This window comes from Ensifer adhaerens (genome assembly GCF_020035535.1).
Taxonomy (GTDB): domain Bacteria; phylum Pseudomonadota; class Alphaproteobacteria; order Rhizobiales; family Rhizobiaceae; genus Ensifer.
On sequence record NZ_CP083350.1, the window covers coordinates 1,806,461 to 1,824,358 of the forward strand.

Genomic DNA, 17,898 nt, shown 5'->3' on the forward strand with positions numbered 1-17,898 from the left:
AAATTTCTTCGAACGAGAGACATATAAATGAAAGATTCTTCCAGCGATGATTTTGACAGGATCGATCTCAAGATCTTGCGAGCCCTGCAATCCGAGGGCCGGCTGTCGAATGCGGACCTCGCCGAGCGCGTGAATGTGAGTGCTGCCACCTGCCATCGGCGCACGCAGAGGCTATTCGATGAGGGCTACATCACCGGTGTCCGGGCGGAAATCGCGCCCAGTGCCGTCGGTCTCGGGGCGCTGGTGATGGTCGGCGTGGTGCTCGACCGCTCGACACCGGAAAGCTTTGCCGCCTTCGAGGGCGCGGTGATGGAGATGAAGGAGGTGCTCGACTGCAACCTTGTCGCCGGCGATTTCGATTATCTCCTGAAGATCCGCGTGCGCGACATGGCGGACTTCAACAAGCTGCACGGCCTGAAGCTGATCGCGCTACCGGGCGTGCGCCAGACGCGGACCTTCTTCGTGATGAAGGAAGTCAAGGAGAACGCGCGGCTGCCGTTCTGATCGCTCGGAGGATATCTTGATAATCAAGATACTTTTCGATAAAGATAATTTCATCTAATTGGGACGGGAGAGCTCTCGATGATTTCACTATCGGTTGCCTCGGTCGGCCTTGCCGGTTCGCTGACGCTCATCGGTGTCGGCGGTGGGCTCTATGAGTTTTCCGTCGTGGACGTCGCCTGGCCGCAGCGTCCGGATCTGATTCAGCCCGTGCGCGGGGGCATTTCCCGGCGCCGCTTCTGGATACCTGCGCATGTCGCGTTCGAGTTGGCACAGATAGCGGCGCTGATCATCACCTGGCATCAGCCCGACATTCGCTTCTGGCTGCTCATTGCCTTCACCAGCCATGCTGTGATGCGTCTCTGGTCGGCATTCGACTTCATCCCGAAGGCGCTGGCCTTCGAGCGTGCCGATCCCGCGGAGTTCGATGCGGCGGCCGCCCGGCGGTGGAGCAACCGAAGCCGGTTGCGCCTGCCGCTCGATCTCCTGACGGCCGCGGCGATGTTGGCCGCCTTTGCGATTGCTGTCACGATCGCTTGAGCAGGAGCTGTCAATGAAGGACGAGGGCAACAATAGAAGCGTGGCAGATAAGCAGGAACTCGTCGCTCAGGTCGGTCGCAATATCCGCCAGATGGGCGCGCAAAGCGTGATGACCAGCCAGGCCGTCGCGGGACGCTTCGGCTTGCATACCACGGACCTCGAATGCCTCGATCTGATCTATCTGAGCGGACAGGCCTCGGCAGGCGAACTGGCCGAAGTTGCGGGGCTTACTTCCGGCGCCACGACCGCGCTGATCGACAGGCTGGAGCGCGCCGGCTATGTCGAGCGTGTTGCCGATCCGCGGGATCGGCGCCGCGTGCATGTCCGTGTCCGGCCGCACGCCATTGCGCCGATCAAGGCCGTCTATGAACCGATGCAACAGCGGATGTTCGAGCTGTGGTCGCGCTATGATTGCGATGAGTTGGCACTGATCGCCGACTTCCTGTCGCGCAGCACGGAACTGGCAAAGGCATGTGCGGAAGATATTCGGCGCGACACCTCGCCATCACCGCCGAAACGCCGCGCACCGCGGAGCGGTGGGCGGGGGCCCGAAAAGGTCTGACGGCAACTCGGGAGTAGCCACCGGCGTATCTTCGAGGCGTATTTCGTCGGGGTTTGACCGCAGTCGGCAGCGTTGAGGGAGCCGAGCGGCTCCGTTCCCTAGCTAGACCTGGACGAAGTGATCCTCGGCAATCTGCTGATAGCGCCGCGCTTCCGGAACGTAGTCGGGCGCGCGCAAGGGGCTCTTCAGCTCATCGCTCGCGACATTGCGGCGCGTGTGGCGACGGGTCGGATCGGCGATCGGCACGGCAGCGATCAGTTTCTTCGTGTAGGGATGCTGCGGGTTCTCGAACACCTGCGCGCGTGAGCCGATCTCGACGATTTCACCCAGATGCATGACCGCGACGCGGTGGCTGACGCGCTCGACGACGGCCATGTCGTGCGAGATGAACAGATAGGCCAGGCCGAAGCTCGCCTGCAGGTCGAGCAACAGGTTGATGACCTGCGCCTTGATCGAGACGTCGAGTGCCGAGACCGATTCATCGGCGACGATCACCTTCGGGTCGAGCGCCAAGGCACGGGCGATACAGACGCGCTGGCGCTGGCCGCCGGAGAACTCGTGCGGGTAGCGCGCAGCCATGTCGGCCTGCAGTCCGACGCGTTCCAGGAGGTCGGCGACCTTTTCGCGGGCCTGTCGCGTGGTGCCGAGCTTGTGTTCGAGATAGGGTTCGGCAATCGCAGCGCCCACCGTCATGCGCGGATTGAGGCTGGCGAAGGGATCCTGAAAGATCATCTGCATGGTGCGGCGCATTTCGCGCAGCTGCTTGCGGTCCATTTTGAGGACGTCCTGGCCATCGAGCGTCACGGCGCCGCTTTCCGGCTCGATCAGCCGCATGATGGCCCGGCCGGTTGTGGACTTGCCGCATCCGGATTCGCCGACGAGCGACAGCGTCTCGCCCGGCTGCAGGCTGAAGGATCCGTCCTCGATTGCATGTACCCGGCCTTTCAGCTTGCCGAGCATGCCTGCGTGGATGTCGAACCGCTTGACGAGGTTTTTCACCTGGAGGATCGGCTTGCGACCGGATTGAACAGTGTCGGTCGCCTCAGCCACGGCGCTTGGCAGCCCGGTCGAAGCGTCGATGATGGGAAAGCGCATCGGCTGGCTTTCACCCTTCATCGAGCCGAGCATCGGCACGGCCGAAAGCAGCGCTCGCGTGTAGGGGTGTTTCGCCCGCAGGAAGATGTCCTCGGTGTTGCCGGTCTCGACCGCGTCGCCGCGGAACATCACGACGGTGCGGTCGGCGATTTCGGCGACCACGCCCATGTCGTGGGTGATGAAGAGCACCGAGGTACCTTCTTCCTCCTGAAGCACCTTGATCAAATCGAGGATCTGACCCTGGATGGTGACGTCGAGCGCCGTTGTTGGCTCATCGGCGATCAGGAGCTTCGGGCGGCTCGCCAGCGCCATGGCGATCATCACGCGCTGGCGCATGCCGCCGGAAAACCGATGCGGATATTCGTCGAAGCGAGAGGCGGCGGAGGGGATGCGAACCTTTTCGAGCAGCCGGATGGTTTCGGCCCGCGCTTCGGCCTTCGACATCGGGCTGTGGCAGAGCAAGGCTTCGGAAATCTGGTCGCCGATCGTGAACAGCGGATTGAGGCTGGTCATCGGCTCCTGGAAGATCATCGCGACGTCATTTCCGCGCACGTTGCGCATTTCGCTTTCGGGCAGACCGAGGATATTGCGCCCGCCCATCATCACCCGGCCCTCGATCCGGCTCGTCTCCTTCTGCAGGAGGCGCATGATCGAGAGCGACGTGACGCTCTTGCCCGAGCCGGATTCGCCGACGATCGCGACGGTTTCGCCCGGCGCCACGGAAAACGAGATGTCCCGGACGACTGGCTTCCACGCGCCATCGACCAGGAACGAGGTCGTCAGGTTCTCGACGGAGAGAACGGGCGCCGTCGAACGGTCCTGCGGGGCTTTGGTCTCGGTCATCTCGTTTCCTCCGTCACATGCTGCGTGCTTGGTCGTCGTTGTGGGTCAGTCAGGCCAGCGCATCAGGCCTGCGAAACGGCGGGCGTTGCGTTCGCTGAGCGACGTCGCGATGATCTCGTTCGAGGCTCTTGCCTTGTCGAGCTCTTCGCCGAGGCGGCTGGCCACGACCTTCTCCTGGCCGGGATGCAGATTGCAGGGGTCGAGGTAGAAGTAATTGTGCTCGGCTTCGTGGTCGCGCACGATGATCGGCGGTGTGCCGCGGGCCAGCGCATCGGCGAGATCCCAGGCGGTGATGTGGGCTTGCTGCGGATCGATGTTGACGCGCAGCCGGTCGAGCGGGTTGTTGGTCGGGTCGGCTTCGATCACCGGCTTGATGCCGGGGCGGCCGTCGAGCGTTTCATGCCAAAGGTTCAGATAGCCGGTTTCCCGCTCTCTAATGCCGGCGTGGTCGCGTGTCTCCCAGGCTTCGAGTGCGGCCATCACACCGAGCATGCTTTCCTTGCCGACCTTCATGCCGCGGCCGATGCCGAGGTTCTGCAGGAAGGTGTCGCGCACCTGCTCCTTTCTGCCGGCGACGATGCCCGAAGTCGGGCCGCCCAGAAACTTGTGGCCGGAATAGAGCACGATGTCGGCGCCCTGCTCGAGGAAGATGCGCAGGTCATATTCCGATGCGGCATCGACGATGACCGGTACGCCCTTGGAATGGCAGACTTCAGCAAATTCCTTGAGGCCGACGAGGCCATATTGCACGACATGATGCGAGACGACGTAGACGGCGCAGGCGGTGCGCTCGTTGATCGCGCCTTCGATATGATAGCGATAGGCCGATGTCGCCTGACCGACGATCACCGGCTTGGCGCCGGCAAGGCGGATCGCCTGGTCGACGGGCGCGCCGTAGCTCACCACATGGCCCATCTGGAGAATGACTTCATTCTTGAGGCCGGTCGTGTCCGGCAGGCGCTCGATGGCGGCCAGATCGCTGCCGGTCATCGTGCCGGCGACGGCGAGACTGATGCCGGCGGAGCAGGACGCCGTCACAAAGCCCGCCTCGGCGCCTGTCAGCCGCGCAATCACCGGGCTCACCTTGCGCTGCAGGTCGTTGATCTCGACGAATTGCGGCAGTATGCCTGTCATCGCGGCAATCGCTTCCGGGACCACGATCGATGCGCCGAGGCCCGTCATCGTACCGGAAACGTTGATAACGGGACGAAGTCCGAGAGCTTCGCGAATGTCACGATCAGGCATAGTGGTCTCCATGTAATTTTTTGGCAGGCGATTTTCTGGCGGTCGAAGCGGATAGACTATTCCGTCTTCGCGGAATATCTACCATAGTAATGAAGTATGAGTGAGGCTTTCCACCATCTGGTGCGGCCGCCATCGGCGGCGCGGCGACAGCGGAAGCCGAGATTTTACCGGCAGCACGCCCTTCGAGCGGTGCAGGAGTGAAGCAGTGGACAAGACGATGACGGGCGTCGAGCCGACCGACGATATCGAAACGACCGGAAAGCCGCGCCGTTCGCGCGTGAGCGGCATGGATCGCGCCCTGCAGGTGCTTGATTTCCTTTATGAGACGGGTTCCCCGAGCGGCGTCTACGCCATTGCCAAGGCGGTCGGCGCACCGCTGTCTACCGCTTACGTCATCGTCGACGACATGGTCGAAAAGAACCTGCTCAGCCGCGATGCCGACGGTTTCGTCTGGCTCGGCGACCGGCTCTACCACTACGGCCTTGCCTATGCTCGCTCGCTCGATTTCCTGGGGGTCGCCACCCGCGAGATGCACGACCTTGGCCGACAAGTGTCCGAGACGATCCAGCTCTGCGGCCGCGACGGCGACTACATGCAGGTGCTCGCCATGGCCGACGGTCCCGGTCATTTCCAGGTGACCTCGCGTGTCGGTACCCGTGTGCCGCTCAACTGGACGGCCTCCGGCCGCCTGCTCGTCGGTCATCTGCCCGCCGATGAAAGGCTCGAGCTTTTCCGCCGTTGCGCCCGCACGTCGCCGACTGGCCGCGCGGACATCGATCCGGCCGCCCTTTCCGACCAGGCCGAGAGCGCGCTTGCGGCACGGCTGTCGATCCAGGCTGGCGAATCCGATTATGCTGTTGCCTGCGTCGCGGCCCCGATCCTCGACGACAAGGGCAATTGCGCCGCCACGATCTCGATCGTGCTGCCGGAACAGAAGATCCTCGACGATCGGGCGTTCTACGCCGATCACGTCAGGGTTTCCGCTGAGCGGATCGAGAAGATGATGGGCTGGCGCAGCCATTGATCCGACCTCCCGTCGTCACTCGTGAAGGGCGACGATTGCCTCGATCTCGACGGTGATGTTGCCGGGCAGCGACCCGAAACCCACCGCCGAGCGTGCATGGCTGCCGGCCGCTCCGAAGACGTCCATCATCAGGTCCGAGCAGCCGTTGATGACCCGCGGATGCTCGGCGAAATCCGGCACGGCATTGACCATGCCGAGGATCTTGACGATGCGCTTGACCCGTCCGAGGTCCCCCAGCGCATCGTGCATCACGGCCAGCAGATTGATACCGGTCAGTCGTGCGTGATCATAGGCGCTGTCGATGTCGACATCGGCCCCGACCTTGCCGGCATAGAGATGCCCATCGGGCTCGCGCGGGCCCTGGCCCGAGAGGTAGAGCATGTTGCCTTCGCGCACATGCGTCACGAAATTGGCAATTGGCGGCGGCGCCGGCGGCAGGTCGATGCCGAGGGCCTGAAGCCGTTGATAGGGTGAGGCAACTACGGGGTTGCCCTTCTTCTGATCCAGACTGTTCACGCGATGTCCTGTCATTTCTGTATTCGATCGCCCTGGCTCAGCGGTAGCCGTAGCCATGGCTGTGGTCCGGGCATCCGACATGCTGCGGCTGATAGCGGTTGGCCGCGACCACGTCGGTGCCCATGACCGCGTAGCGCGGTTCGAAGAGGCGGTTGAGATGGGCTTCGGTGCCGAGTGAATCGAAGACCCGAAGCTCGCTATCGACGAGGTCGAAGAGGGTGAACTCGGCGCGGGCGCCGACGCTCAAGAGTTTGTCCATCGGCAGGCGGATCACCGAAGCGGGCGCCTGGGTGACGGCCTCGATCACCTTCTCGAAGGGCATGCCGACGCTCAGCAGTTTCGACATGGTGGTTCCGAGGTCCCAGACGGACTGGTTCATGCTGCGCAGGTGCACGTCGGTAGAAATGGAGAAGGGCAGGAGGCCTCGGGCGATCGCCACTTCGGCGACACGGAAGGAGAACGAGGCGCCGCCGTGGCCGATATCGAGGCGGATGCCCTCGCCGGCGCAGCGTTCGGCAAGCTCGAACAGGTCCTCGTCCTCGATGATGCTGGAACCGGCCTTGCCGTTGAAGCAATGGGTAACGATGTCGCCGGGGCCGAGGATTTCCAGCACTTCGTCATAGAGCGCCGGCGGCTCGCCGACATGCACCATCATGGGGATCTTCAGGATCTTGGCGATCTTCTTGCCGAGTTTGACCGGCGTGACGCCCCAGGAGCCGGTGATGACGTGGCTGGCGCGGACCTTCAGGCCGACGATGTGCTCGCGGTTTTCCTGGTAGCAGGCGATGATGCGATCGATGTCGATCGAGCGGATGTCGGAGAGCTCGCTGACGCGGTTGCAGGCGACGAGACCGATCGAGCCGAGATTGAGGAACGCTTTGATGCGCTCGCGCGACGGCTCGATGATGTATTCGCGAAACCCGTGGAAATTGGCTTCGCCGGCCGACCCGGCATCGACAATGGTGGTGACGCCGCGTTCCATGCCGCAAAGCTGCGGGCGCACGGAGATGTCGGTGCCGCCGTGCCAGACATGGGCGTGCAGGTCGATCCAGCCGGGCGAAATCCACGCACCCTTGCCCTCGATGCGACGGACATCGGCTGATGTCTCGATGTTCGGGCCGAGGGCTGCGATGCGGCCTTCGCCATCGACGAGGATGTCGATCGTTTCGGCAGGTGCGGCCATGCCGAAGGCGACGGGCTTCACCTGCCGGATCAGCACCGGACCGGCGTTGGTTGCGTTCGTCATGACTTACAGGTCCTTTCTGAGGCGGGGGTCGAGCATGTCGCGCAGGCCGTCGCCGACCATCTGCAGCGACAGCACCGAAAGCACGATGGCGATACCGGGGAAGAGCGTCACCCAGTCGGCCTGGCCGATATATTGGCGACCGGAGGCGATCATCGTGCCCCAGGTCGGGATTTCCGGGCTGACGCCGACGCCGAGGAAGGAAAGCCCGGCTTCGGCCAGCATCGCATGGGCAAAGAGAAAGGTGCCCTGGACCAGAACCGGCGAGAGAAGGTTGCGCAGAACGTGGCGCGTCATGATGTGCGGCGTCGAGATGCCGAGCGCGCGGGCGGCCTCGACATAAGGAAGCTCGCGGATCACCAGCGTCGAGGCACGCACCACGCGCGCGAGCCGCGGCGCATAGACGATACTGAGCGCGATGATCACGGTCGTCAGCGACGGGCCGAGGGCCGCGACCAGCGCGATCGCAAGCAGGATGTCCGGGAAAGCCATCATCGCGTCGATGACGCGGGCAATCGGCGTGTCGAGCTTCGGAAAGAAGCCGGCCAGCAGCCCGAGCACGACCCCGATCACGGTTGCAAGCGTGACGACGGCGGCGCCGACCAGCAGCGACAATCGTCCGGCATAGATGGTGCGCGAGAAGACGTCTCGGCCGAATTCATCGGTGCCGAAGAACCATTGCAGGCTCGGCGGCTGCAGCCGGTTGACGATCGACAGCTTGCCGGGCGCGTAAGGCGCAATCAGCGGCGCGAAGACGGCAAGCAGCACGAAGACGGTCAGCACGATCAGGCCGAAGGCAACGGTCTTGCGCTTCAACAGGCGGCGGACGAACTTGCGGCCTTCGCTCTCGGTGGGGGCAGATACGGAAATAGCCATCAGTAGCGCACCCTTGGATCAACGAGGAGGTAGAGCATGTCGATCGCGAAATTGATCAGCACGTAGAGTGCTGCAATCACGAGCAGAGCACCCTGGATGACCGGATAGTCGCGACGAAGCACGGCGGAGACGACGAGATTGCCGACACCGGGCAGGCCGAAGACGGTTTCGGTGACGACGGCACCGGAGATCAGCACGGCGGCGGTGAGGCCGATGATCGTCAGGATCGGGATCAGCGCATTCTTGAGCGCGTGCTTCATCACCACTTTGCGTTCGCCAAGGCCCTTGGCGCGGGCGGTGCGGATGAAATCGTCGCCGAGCACGTCGAGCATCGAGGCGCGGGTGAAACGCAGGATGAGCGCAGACGAGACGACACCAAGCGCGATCGCCGGCAAGGTCAGGTGATACATGCGCTCGGCAAAGGACGAGCCCGGGCCGCCATAGCCCGACACTGGGAACCAGCCAAAGCGTACCGCCAGAACCTGGATCAGGATCAACCCGAGCCAGAAGCTCGGGATGCTCGCCGCCAGCATCGCGAGCGTCGTTGCCGCCTGGTCGACGAACGAGCCGCGCCTGTAGGCGGCGTAAATGCCGATTGGCAGCGCGATGGCGCAGGCGATCAGGATCGAAAACAGGGTCAGGAAGAAAGTCGGTTCGGCACGCTCTGCCAGCGCCGAGGTCACCGGCTGGTTGAGGAAGATCGACTGGCCGAGATCGCCCTGCAGCAACTGACCGATATAGTAGACATATTGCAGACCGAGCGACTGGTCGAGGCCGAGACGGGTGCGCAGTTCTGCAATGTCTTCCTGGGTCGCCTCGGGGCCGAGCATGACGGCGGCCGGGTCGCCAGGCGTCACGCGGACGATGACGAAGACGATGGTGACGACGATCGCCATGACGACGATCATGCCCATCAGCCGCTGGATAATGTAGCGTAACATGGTGGCCTCGAACCTTTCCTGTGCGCCTCAACCGCGAAACGCGGACGGCGTGCGGCGCGCCCTTGCGGCGGGCGCCTGGCCAATGGCCGGGCGCCCGCCAAAGTCCCTGGGAGGGTGGGAGCTTACTTCTTGATCGAAGCGTTCCAGAAGTACGGCCACGGTGCCGGCGAGACGCCGTCCAGCGTCTTTGCCTTGGCCGACAACGCGTTGAAGTCGCCGATCTTGATGAACGGCACTTCCTCGAAGATCACCTTCTGCACGTCGGCCCAAAGCGCCACGCGCTTGGCCGGATCGGATTCAGCGTTGAAGGCATCGACCGCTTTGGCGCGCGCCGGCGTGTCCCAGTTGCCGGGAGCCTTGGTCGACATCATGCCGATGAGGGCCGGTTCCGGCAGGAAGGGGCTGTGGGTGATGTAGATGTCCCAGAGTGTCGGGTCGGCGCGGCGCTGGGTCAAGGTCGCCCAGTCGACCACCTGCAGATCGACGGTAAAGCCGGCAAGCTTCAGATACTCGGCGGCGACCTGCGCCATCTTGTAGTGGAACTCGTACTGGCGGCTCGTCAGGATGCGCAGCGGCTCACCCTTGTAGCCGGCGGCCTTCAGGAGTTCGCCGGCCTTTTCCGGATCGGCGATGTTGTAGGCGCCCTCGGTGCCCGCATCGGCCCGCCAGGTGAACTGCGACGGGTAAAGGGCGGCGTCGAGCGCATAGAAGTCGGTGGTGCCGAACGCGGCGGCCATCATGTCTTCCATGCTGAGCGAGGCGCGGATCGCCTTGCGCAGGTCCAGGTTCTTGGTCATGCCGTTGCCGGAGTTCAGGACGAAGACCGGCCAGCCGAAGGGCTGCAGCATGACGGGATCGGAAACGCTCGACCCCTTCACGCGCTCGAAGGATTCGACCGGCAGCGAATCGACGTAATCATATTGCCCGGAAACGGCAGCCTCGACACGGGTGTTCGGGTCCGGTACCGGTACAAAGCGGATTTCGTCGGCATATTGGTGGCGGGCGCCGCCGTAGCCGTTGGCTTCGCCTTCCGGCGACTTGTAGGCGTCGTAGCGAGTCAGCTGGATGTACTGGTCCGCCTTGCGCTCCTTCAGTTGGTAGGGACCGGTGCCGACGAAATCGGTCATCGGCTCGGCCTGCTTTTCCGAGGGAAGCACGATTGCTGCGGAGTTGTTGAAGGCGAGCAGCGACACGAGCGGCGCATAGGGCGTGCTAAGCGAGATCTTCACCGTTAGTGGATCGACCGCCTCGATGCCCGAAATCGTCGTGGCTGTCTGCTTGCCGCGCGAGGCGACCTTGGTCCAGCGCTCGAGCGAGGCGACGACATCCTTGCTGTCGAGATCCGTGCCGTCGTGGAACTTGACGCCCGAACGCAGCTTGATTGTGTAGGTTTTGCCGTCGGCGCTGATCTCGGGCAGGGCGGCTGCGAGAAGCGGCGTCGGCTTCCAATCCTTGTCGAAGGTGTAGAGCGTCTCGAAGATGTGCTGCGAAACGATGCCGACGAGGTCGGCGGTAGAGGCCATAGGGTCTAGTGTCGGTGGCTCCCCCACCGTCGCGACATTGATGACGCCACCCTTTTCCTGCGCGAAGGCGAATGATGCCGATACCGCGAGTGCGGTTCCGACAAGCAAGGCAAGTTTAGTCGATTTCATATTTGCTCCTCCTCATATTCCATAGTTATGCTATGTAATTCTTTATTTTGGAACATAAAAGTCCACCCAACCGGAAATGTCAACGGGTTGTCGTCGTCGTGTCATGCAGCTTTGCCGAAAGGTCGGTTGTTGGGGACAAGGAACGCGGGTGAGAGAGACCGGCGTTGCGCCCAGCAAATTGCCTTGTGTGGCGGGCGAAGACGGTCGCTGGAGCTATCGCGATGGCGCGCGATTTGTTAGCTCAGAGTCCGGTTCGAAAAGGGAGAGCATAGGGTGAAGGTCATCGGCCTGATTGGTGGCATGAGCTGGGAGAGCTCGGCACAGTACTACCGCATCATCAACGAGACGGTTCGCGAGCGCCTGGGCGGCGTGCACTCGGCAAAGTCGCTGATGTGGTCGATGGATTTCGGCGAAATCGAGCAACTGCAGCACCATGGCGATTGGCCGGCCCTGACCGAGGAGATGATTGCGGCGGCGCGTCGACTGGAAGCAGGCGGTGCCGATTTCCTGATGATCTGCACCAACACGATGCACAAGATGGCTGCCGATGTTTCGGCTGCTGTGTCGATCCCGCTGCTTCATATCGCCGACCCGACGGCCGAGAAGATCAAGGCGGCGGGGCTCAAAAAGGTCGGCCTGCTTGGAACCGCTTTCACCATGGAGCAGGATTTCTACAAGGGCCGCCTGAAGGATGCCTTCGGTCTCCAGGTGCTGGTGCCGGAGGCGGAAGACCGCGCCAAGGTGCACGAGATCATCTATCGCGAGCTCGTTGCCGGCATCGTCAATGACAGTTCGCGCGACGCCTATCGCGCTGTTATCGCACGGCTCGTCGATGCGGGCGCGGAAGCGATCATCATGGGGTGCACCGAGATCATGCTGCTGATTTCACAGGCCGATAGCCCGGTCCCCGTGTTCGATACGACCGAGATCCATGCGCTGGCTGCGGTCGACCTTGCGCTCGAAGGCGCGTGAGAAGCTTGATGGTCAGTGGCCGTCGCGAGGCCGCCAGGGCCGGTCGAGGACGTCCCCGACCGGAGAATGTGGTTACGGTCGGCGAGACGTCGGCCGTGTTTCCAAGCTTTAGTGCAGGGTGAACTCGCGGGGCTCGCCCTGAAACAGGCTGAGCAACGCGATGCCCTGCTGCAGCAGCAGTTCGGCTGCCGGCAGGTCGCCAACGACCAGGTCATCGGCACAGCTGGTGATGATATTGGCGAGGCTGATCGAGTTCTGCGCGAACCGGTCGTCGCCGATCTCATAGGCCTTCTCGGCCGTTGCCTCGAGTGCGTCCGCAACGAGCGCCATCATGTCCGAGCGCTCGTTGAGCGTCATCTTGTCCAGTGTCTTGGCATCGGGCGTCTTGGCAGAAGTCTGCATGATTACCTTCCCTATTGTTCAAGCCGGAATTGGCCACGCCGGCGCAGGGCCGGGGGAAAAGTCTACGACTGTGATGGAGTGCTGAAGGGAGCCGGCGTCGAACGCGGCTTCTTCATTAATGTCGTGAATAGCGGCGCGGGATGCAAGGAATGGCTACTATGCGCCCTGCGCATGGGTCGGCGGATCGAGGCGAAGAGGTACCTTCGAGGCGCGTTAGATCTCCATATGGGGGTTCTTCGCCGGCCATGCCAGGCTCTCATCGATCGTCAGGCGATCGGCAGCGCATTCCTGGGCGAGAAAGTCGATGAAGGTGCGAACCGACGGCAGAAGCCCGCGTTTCGAGGGGAAGACGGCATGCACGATACCGGATGCAGGCCGCCATTGCGGTAGCACCGGCACCAGCGTCCCTGCCACCAGGTCCTTCCAGATCATCATCGTCGGTAGCTGCACGATGCCGGCGCCGTCGAGCGCGGCTTCGCGCAGCGCCGCCATATCGTCGGTCAGGAAGCGTGGCTCGTGCCGAATGACCGCCTGCTCGCCGGCAGAACTCTCCAGCCACCATTCATAGCTGTGTGTGGCCGAAGTCCAGGCAAGGCTGGCGAGCCCCGTCAGCTGCTCGGGCGTCTGGATCGGCTCCCTCAGGAATCCCGGTTTGGCGACGAGATATTGCGAGCTGTCATCGAGCTTGCGCATGACGAGCTCGCTTCTCTCCAGTGGCGGAAACCGGACCCGGATCGAGACGTCGAAGCCCTCGGCAATCACGTCCACGCGGCGGTTGGTGCTTTCGAGCTGCAGACTGATCTTTGGATGCGCGGTCATGAATCGGGCGAAAAGTCGGGCGAACTGGAAGGAGATCAGCGCCGTTGGGCAACTCACCCGGATGGTCCCCTGCGGTTCTCCCTGGTGCTGCGCGATGAAGGCGTCGGCCGCTTCGGCCTCGATCAGCACTGCGACGCAGCGCTGATAATATTCGCGGCCGACATCGGTGACGAAGAACCGGCGCGGCGAACGCTGGATCAGCCGGACGCCGATCCGATCCTCCAGCATTGCAATGCGTCGGCTGAGCCGGGACTTTTGCGTTCCGGTCGCCCGTGCTGCAGCCGCAAAGCCACCATGCTCCACCACTTGCACGAAATAATAGAGGTCGTTCAGATCCTGCATCGTTCTATCTGTAGGACGCTGCGTCGGATTTCACAATCTTTTTGCGTCAGCGGTCCTGCAGTAGCCTACGTTCAATCACAGCGGATCAGGCGGCAACGAACGCTGCCGGCGGTGATGGAAACCAACCGAAGGAAAGGACTTCCGATGACCAAGCCCTACGTACGTCTCAACAAGGATGATGTTGCCGTCCTGCTCGTCGACCATCAGACCGGCCTCCTGTCGTTGGTGCGCGACTTCGACCCGGACAAGTTCAAGAACAACGTTCTGGCGCTTGGCGACCTCGCCAAGTATTTCAAGTTGCCGACGGTGCTGACGACCAGCTTCGAAGACGGTCCGAACGGCCCGCTGGTGCCGGAACTGAAGGAACCGTTTCCTGACGCGCCCTTCATTCCCCGTCCGGGCCAGATCAATGCCTGGGACAACGAGGACTTCGTCAAGGCGGTGAAGGCGACGGGCAAGAAGCAGCTGCTGATCGCCGGCGTGGTGACCGAGGTCTGCGTGGCGTTTCCGGCGCTTTCGGCGATCGAGGAAGGTTTTGAGGTCTTCGTGGTGACGGACGCTTCCGGCACGTTCAACGAGGTGACCCGCGATTCCGCCTGGTCACGCATGACCGCCGCCGGCGTTCAGCTGATGACCTGGTTCGGCGTCGCCTGCGAATTGCACCGCGACTGGCGCAACGATATCGAGGGGCTCGGTACCCTGTTCTCCAACCACATCCCCGACTATCGCAACCTCATCACCAGCTACACCACCATGACAGCGCGCAAGTAAGCCGCGCTGCCGATGAACGACAAAAGCCCCGACCGAAATCGGCCGGGGCTTTCGCGTTGCCTATCGCGGTCGCCGCTACGCGCGGCTGGCAGCTTGCTGGGTGTCCTGCGCGCTAATGCGCGCGGCGGGCTTGAGCCGGCCGGTCAAAAGCAAGCTGACAGCGAGGAAGGGAACGAGCACGCCGAGGCCGAAGCGCATGTCGCTGTGCTCGGCAATCAGGCCGATTAGCGGCGGTCCAAGCAGGAAGCCGAGGAGTGCGATGAAAGACAGGATGGCGACGCTGGCGGCGGCCGGCCGGTCCGTCTGGTCGGCAGCTGCCGTGACTGCGAGCGGGAAGCCGACAGAAACGCCGAAGCCCATGGCGGCAAAGCCGAGAAGCGCTGCCCAGGCGACGGGGCTCACCACGACCAGAACCAGGCCGGCAATGCTGGCGACGCCGCAGGCGCGCGCGACGGCCACCGGCCCGTAGCTCGCCTTCAGCCGGTCGCCGGCAAAACGACCGGCCGCCACCATGAAAGCGAAGATCGAGTAACCGAAGCCGGCGCTGGCACCGGAAAGTCCGAAGACATCGCGCAGGAAAACCGCCGACCAGTCAGCCACCGCGCCTTCGGTCATGGTGATGCCGACGACGAAGAAGCAAACGCCGAGCAGTGCAAAGCTTGGCAGCCGTCGCCTTGACGGTGCCGCCTGCGCAGCCGCTGCCTCGCCGGTTTTGAGGAGCGGCAGTTTTCTGGCGAAAAATACGCTGATCGGCAGCATGACCGCAGCCGTCAACGGTACGGCCCATTCCGGCGCCACATGGAGCGCGGCGAAGCCGACGCCGATCAGGCTGCCGGTCATGATGCCGAGGCTCCAGAAACCGTGGCAGGTGCTCATGATCAGTTGCCCGGAGTGCTTCTCGATTGCGTCCGCTTCGACATTGAGGCCGAGCTCCAACGTTGCCAGCGCCACGCCGACGATGGCGAGCGTCACGAACAGCACTTCGATGCTCGAGGCCCAAGTCGGCAGCCAGACGAGGGCCAGAAAGACGACGAAACCGTAGAGGATCGTGGCGCGGCCGCCGATCCAGGCAACGAAACGGCCGGCAAAGGGCAGGGTGAGGAGGATGCCGACCGGCATGCCGAGAAGCGCGATTGCGAGGTCCGCGGGGCCGAGGCCGAGTCGCTGCTGCACATCGGGAATGCGTGGCAGCCAGGCGCCGAAGGCGATCGGTTGAAGGAAGAAGATCAGCATGATGAGCCGTTGATTGGTCATGCGTATTGTTCCCCAATAGGTATCGTATCGCGCGATCCTGCCTCGGCAGCGGTTAAGGCCGTCGAGCCGATGTGGTATTTGATACAATTCTGATATTCTGAAAATCGTTTTCAGAGCTTGTCGTTCGGGGCAGGTGTCGTCAAGGCAGGAAACAGTTGCCGAGTGGAAAAGCTATGTCGTTCGGGTTGAATGGCCGGCAGTGTTGCGAATGTGTCGCCACCAATCGTAGTATTGGTCTGGTCGTGATGAAAAAAATATACACGCCAGGCCGGAAGGCTGGGCTCTGCGGCCTCCCGTACCGTTGCGGATCGCGCCTCAGCGCAGCAGTTTCAAGGATCCGGTCAGCGATTTGACCCACTTGGAAGCGCCGGCCAGTCCGATGCCGTCGATCGTTTCCGCAGAGAGATCGCGCTCCGGAAATTGTCCCTCATAGTCCGCATAGCTGTGCATCGAGCGCGCAAACGCCGGAAACGGCACGACGATGCGGCGTTCCTCTTTCGGCAGCGCCCTGAGCAGCAATGCGCCGATCGTCTGGCTGTCTGCCTGGAGGATCGGAACGGGCCGGTTGGAACTGATATCGATCGTATTCTCTCTGCTATCCGTAAGTTGCCGATTACCAAGATCAGGCATTGCCGAGCCGATGCCGATGGATATCGCCGCGATGGTGTTGGCGAGATGGCCCGGCGGCAGCTCCGGATTGACGATGATGGCGAGGCGGATGTCCTGAAGCACGGTGGTCTATTCCTTCTCGGTTGCTTACCGGAGAGAATAGACCGGTCGGCCGGGTAAGTTCTTTCGGATGTTGCGGTGAAATGCAGGTATGTGGTAGTGTCTACCTGAAAACAAAGTGAATGAGGTAGAATGTGCCTGCAACGCTGACGCCTGCGGATGTGAAGATTTTGACCGCGCTGCAGAATGACGGCCGCTTGAGCAATCAGGCGCTTTCCGACGAGGTCGGCATGTCGACCTCGCCGTGCTGGCGGCGCGTGCGCCAGCTTGAGGATGACGGCGTCATTCAGGGCTACATGGCGGTGCTGAACCGGAAGGAAATCGGTCTTGGGGTACTCGCCTTCATCCGCGTGAAGATAGACAGCCATACGGAGGCGGAGGCCGATGCCTTTGCCGACGAAGTGATGAAGCTCGATAGTGTCGTCGCCTGCTACAGCATTGCCGGCGACGCGGACTTTCTTCTTCAGGTCGTTTCGTCCGACCTCGATTCCTATTCAGATTTCGCCATGAAGGTCGTGCGGCGGCTGCCCTGCATCAAGGAGATGCAGACGACCTTCGTGCTGAAGGAGATCAAGGCCTTCAGCGGTCTCCCGTTGCGCGCGACATCCGGGCAACGTTGAACGAGGCGTTGCCCACTCAGGAGGCGGATGCCATCAAGGGGTCTTCCCGAATGACCTGCACGAGGAAGTCGAGAACGGTTCTGACACGCAGTGGCATGTTCCTGCGTGACGGATAGACGACGCTGATCGGCAGGCGTGCCGGCGGAAAGTCGGGCATCACGTTCACCAGCCTGCCTGCCTCGATGTCCGGGCAGGCAAGGATATGCGAAAGAATGGCAAGGCCGCTTCCCGCCAGGACCGCGCGATGCACGGCCACGGCATTGTTGGCGACGAGACGTGGCGCGATGCGCACGAAGACATCGTCGGATCCATCGGAAAAGCTCCAGGAACGTCCGTCTCCGGCGCGGCTATAACAGATGCACTCGTGCCCCTCGATCTCGTCCGGCGTTTTCGGCGTGCTCCGTCCGTCGAGATAGCCAGGTGCGGCGACGAGGAAGGCGGTTGTCCAGCCGATGCGTCGGCACATCAGGCTGCTGTCCGTCACGGGGCCGAGGCGCACTTCGAGATCGATGCCTTCTCCGACCAGGTCCGATGGCTCCTCACGGAAGATCAGCTCGACCGAAAGGCCGGGATGACGCTCGAGAAAAGCGGCGAGCCGATCGCTGACATAAAGGCCGAGTGGGGCCGGTAGGGTCAAGCGGACCCGACCGGCCACCATGGCCGTCTCGGCGCATGAGGCTTCGTTGAGAGCGTCGACCGCCTCCACCACCCTGAGTGCCATCGGGATCATGTGTTCGCCCTCGGCGGTAAGCGCCAGCGCGTTCGTCGTCCGGTGAAGAAGGCGCGTGTTCAGGTGCTCCTCAAGCGCCGATACCTGCCGCGAGACGGCCGGTTGCGTCAGGTTGAGGTCGAGCGCGGCGGCGGAAAACGAACCCGTCTCCGCCACGCGCAGGAAAGCTCTCAGCGCTGAGACGATGTCCATCGGATCCCCCAAATGTTTCGACATAAGCC

19 protein-coding genes are annotated in these 17,898 nt (G+C 62.7%); 7 read left to right on the forward strand and 12 right to left on the reverse strand.

The features are described from left to right. Positions 1 to 27 precede the first annotated feature (27 nt). The 3 genes from LAC81_RS28525 (at position 28) to LAC81_RS28535 (ending at position 1,603) form a co-directional block, all read left to right on the forward strand. The gene (locus LAC81_RS28525) at positions 28 to 504 is read left to right on the forward strand and encodes an Lrp/AsnC family transcriptional regulator (RefSeq protein ID WP_113539110.1); all 477 of its coding nucleotides are present in this window, start codon (positions 28 to 30) and stop codon (positions 502 to 504) included. 78 nt (positions 505 to 582) lie between these two features. Beyond that, positions 583 to 1,041 (forward strand): hypothetical protein, encoded by a 459-nt coding sequence (locus tag LAC81_RS28530; protein WP_223728049.1) that lies wholly within the window; start codon positions 583 to 585, stop codon positions 1,039 to 1,041. 13 nt (positions 1,042 to 1,054) lie between these two features. Then, entirely contained in the window at positions 1,055 to 1,603 is a 549-nt protein-coding gene (locus tag LAC81_RS28535; protein WP_223728050.1) for a MarR family winged helix-turn-helix transcriptional regulator, read from the forward strand. A gap of 102 nt (positions 1,604 to 1,705) precedes the next feature. On the opposite strand, the gene LAC81_RS28540 is transcribed toward LAC81_RS28535, so the two are convergent. Next, a complete protein-coding gene (locus tag LAC81_RS28540; protein WP_223728051.1) occupies positions 1,706 to 3,541 on the reverse strand; it encodes an ABC transporter ATP-binding protein in 1,836 nt (611 codons plus the stop codon). Positions 3,542 to 3,586: 45 nt separating this feature from the next. Beyond that, entirely contained in the window at positions 3,587 to 4,786 is a 1,200-nt protein-coding gene (locus LAC81_RS28545; RefSeq protein ID WP_223728052.1) for an aminotransferase class V-fold PLP-dependent enzyme, read from the reverse strand. 217 nt (positions 4,787 to 5,003) lie between these two features. Between LAC81_RS28545 and LAC81_RS28550 the strand changes: the two genes are divergently transcribed. Beyond that, the gene (locus tag LAC81_RS28550; protein WP_223730345.1) at positions 5,004 to 5,810 is read left to right on the forward strand and encodes an IclR family transcriptional regulator; all 807 of its coding nucleotides are present in this window, start codon (positions 5,004 to 5,006) and stop codon (positions 5,808 to 5,810) included. 15 nt (positions 5,811 to 5,825) lie between these two features. On the opposite strand, the gene LAC81_RS28555 is transcribed toward LAC81_RS28550, so the two are convergent. The 5 genes from LAC81_RS28555 to LAC81_RS28575 form a co-directional block, all read right to left on the reverse strand. After that, positions 5,826 to 6,341: a RidA family protein gene (locus tag LAC81_RS28555; protein WP_419195865.1), complete on the reverse strand. Its 516-nt coding sequence runs from the start codon at positions 6,339 to 6,341 to the stop codon at positions 5,826 to 5,828. 22 nt (positions 6,342 to 6,363) lie between these two features. Further along, positions 6,364 to 7,572 (reverse strand): amidohydrolase/deacetylase family metallohydrolase, encoded by a 1,209-nt coding sequence (locus LAC81_RS28560; protein ID WP_223728053.1) that lies wholly within the window; start codon positions 7,570 to 7,572, stop codon positions 6,364 to 6,366. A gap of 3 nt (positions 7,573 to 7,575) precedes the next feature. Then, positions 7,576 to 8,445, reverse strand: coding sequence for an ABC transporter permease (locus LAC81_RS28565; protein WP_223728054.1), 870 nt, complete (start codon positions 8,443 to 8,445; stop codon positions 7,576 to 7,578). After that, complete coding sequence (locus LAC81_RS28570; protein ID WP_223728055.1) at positions 8,445 to 9,386, reverse strand: ABC transporter permease; 942 nt, start codon at positions 9,384 to 9,386, stop codon at positions 8,445 to 8,447. The genes LAC81_RS28565 and LAC81_RS28570 overlap by 1 nt, the downstream gene beginning before the upstream one ends. Positions 9,387 to 9,508: 122 nt before the next feature. Continuing rightward, entirely contained in the window at positions 9,509 to 11,038 is a 1,530-nt protein-coding gene (locus tag LAC81_RS28575; protein ID WP_223728056.1) for an ABC transporter substrate-binding protein, read from the reverse strand. Positions 11,039 to 11,311: 273 nt separating this feature from the next. Here LAC81_RS28575 and LAC81_RS28580 point away from each other — a divergent pair, with 273 nt between their 5' ends. Continuing rightward, positions 11,312 to 12,010: an aspartate/glutamate racemase family protein gene (locus tag LAC81_RS28580; RefSeq protein ID WP_223728057.1), complete on the forward strand. Its 699-nt coding sequence runs from the start codon at positions 11,312 to 11,314 to the stop codon at positions 12,008 to 12,010. Between the two features lie 108 nt (positions 12,011 to 12,118). Here the strand turns inward: LAC81_RS28580 and LAC81_RS28585 are convergent, their stop codons facing one another. Both LAC81_RS28585 and LAC81_RS28590 read right to left on the reverse strand, forming a co-directional pair. Continuing rightward, positions 12,119 to 12,412 (reverse strand): hypothetical protein, encoded by a 294-nt coding sequence (locus LAC81_RS28585; RefSeq protein WP_113539100.1) that lies wholly within the window; start codon positions 12,410 to 12,412, stop codon positions 12,119 to 12,121. Between the two features lie 213 nt (positions 12,413 to 12,625). Next, complete coding sequence (locus LAC81_RS28590; protein WP_223728058.1) at positions 12,626 to 13,573, reverse strand: LysR substrate-binding domain-containing protein; 948 nt, start codon at positions 13,571 to 13,573, stop codon at positions 12,626 to 12,628. 144 nt (positions 13,574 to 13,717) lie between these two features. Between LAC81_RS28590 and ycaC the strand changes: the two genes are divergently transcribed. Next, complete coding sequence (gene ycaC / locus LAC81_RS28595) at positions 13,718 to 14,344, forward strand: isochorismate family cysteine hydrolase YcaC (protein ID WP_223728059.1); 627 nt, start codon at positions 13,718 to 13,720, stop codon at positions 14,342 to 14,344. Between the two features lie 75 nt (positions 14,345 to 14,419). On the opposite strand, the gene LAC81_RS28600 is transcribed toward ycaC, so the two are convergent. Then, complete coding sequence (locus tag LAC81_RS28600) at positions 14,420 to 15,598, reverse strand: MFS transporter (RefSeq protein WP_223728060.1); 1,179 nt, start codon at positions 15,596 to 15,598, stop codon at positions 14,420 to 14,422. A gap of 315 nt (positions 15,599 to 15,913) precedes the next feature. Beyond that, positions 15,914 to 16,330 (reverse strand): DUF2000 domain-containing protein, encoded by a 417-nt coding sequence (locus tag LAC81_RS28605; RefSeq protein WP_113539096.1) that lies wholly within the window; start codon positions 16,328 to 16,330, stop codon positions 15,914 to 15,916. A 131-nt stretch (positions 16,331 to 16,461) separates the two neighbouring features. On the opposite strand from LAC81_RS28605, the gene LAC81_RS28610 reads away from it, so the two are divergent. Beyond that, complete coding sequence (locus tag LAC81_RS28610) at positions 16,462 to 16,947, forward strand: Lrp/AsnC family transcriptional regulator (RefSeq protein WP_223728061.1); 486 nt, start codon at positions 16,462 to 16,464, stop codon at positions 16,945 to 16,947. 16 nt (positions 16,948 to 16,963) lie between these two features. Here LAC81_RS28610 and LAC81_RS28615 read toward each other — a convergent pair whose 3' ends face one another. Then, positions 16,964 to 17,869, reverse strand: a complete 906-nt coding sequence (locus tag LAC81_RS28615) for a LysR family transcriptional regulator (RefSeq protein ID WP_223728062.1) — start codon at positions 17,867 to 17,869, stop codon at positions 16,964 to 16,966. Between the last annotated feature and the right edge of the window lie 29 nt (positions 17,870 to 17,898).

Excerpts from the sequence above, each read along its gene's own strand:
- LAC81_RS28600 (WP_223728060.1), bottom strand. The coding sequence starts at position 15,598 with ATGACCAATCAACGGCTCATCATGCTGATCTTCTTCCTTCAACCGATC.
- LAC81_RS28590 (WP_223728058.1), bottom strand. The coding sequence starts at position 13,573 with ATGCAGGATCTGAACGACCTCTATTATTTCGTGCAAGTGGTGGAGCAT.
- LAC81_RS28540 (WP_223728051.1), bottom strand. The coding sequence starts at position 3,541 with ATGACCGAGACCAAAGCCCCGCAGGACCGTTCGACGGCGCCCGTTCTC.
- LAC81_RS28555 (WP_419195865.1), bottom strand. The coding sequence starts at position 6,341 with ATGACAGGACATCGCGTGAACAGTCTGGATCAGAAGAAGGGCAACCCC.
- LAC81_RS28575 (WP_223728056.1), bottom strand. The coding sequence starts at position 11,038 with ATGAAATCGACTAAACTTGCCTTGCTTGTCGGAACCGCACTCGCGGTA.
- LAC81_RS28615 (WP_223728062.1), bottom strand. The coding sequence starts at position 17,869 with ATGGACATCGTCTCAGCGCTGAGAGCTTTCCTGCGCGTGGCGGAGACG.
- LAC81_RS28560 (WP_223728053.1), bottom strand. The coding sequence starts at position 7,572 with ATGACGAACGCAACCAACGCCGGTCCGGTGCTGATCCGGCAGGTGAAG.
- LAC81_RS28585 (WP_113539100.1), bottom strand. The coding sequence starts at position 12,412 with ATGCAGACTTCTGCCAAGACGCCCGATGCCAAGACACTGGACAAGATG.
- LAC81_RS28545 (WP_223728052.1), bottom strand. The coding sequence starts at position 4,786 with ATGCCTGATCGTGACATTCGCGAAGCTCTCGGACTTCGTCCCGTTATC.
- ycaC (WP_223728059.1), top strand. The coding sequence starts at position 13,718 with ATGACCAAGCCCTACGTACGTCTCAACAAGGATGATGTTGCCGTCCTG.
- LAC81_RS28525 (WP_113539110.1), top strand. The coding sequence starts at position 28 with ATGAAAGATTCTTCCAGCGATGATTTTGACAGGATCGATCTCAAGATC.
- LAC81_RS28565 (WP_223728054.1), bottom strand. The coding sequence starts at position 8,445 with ATGGCTATTTCCGTATCTGCCCCCACCGAGAGCGAAGGCCGCAAGTTC.
- LAC81_RS28550 (WP_223730345.1), top strand. The coding sequence starts at position 5,004 with ATGACGGGCGTCGAGCCGACCGACGATATCGAAACGACCGGAAAGCCG.
- LAC81_RS28535 (WP_223728050.1), top strand. The coding sequence starts at position 1,055 with ATGAAGGACGAGGGCAACAATAGAAGCGTGGCAGATAAGCAGGAACTC.
- LAC81_RS28530 (WP_223728049.1), top strand. The coding sequence starts at position 583 with ATGATTTCACTATCGGTTGCCTCGGTCGGCCTTGCCGGTTCGCTGACG.
- LAC81_RS28570 (WP_223728055.1), bottom strand. The coding sequence starts at position 9,386 with ATGTTACGCTACATTATCCAGCGGCTGATGGGCATGATCGTCGTCATG.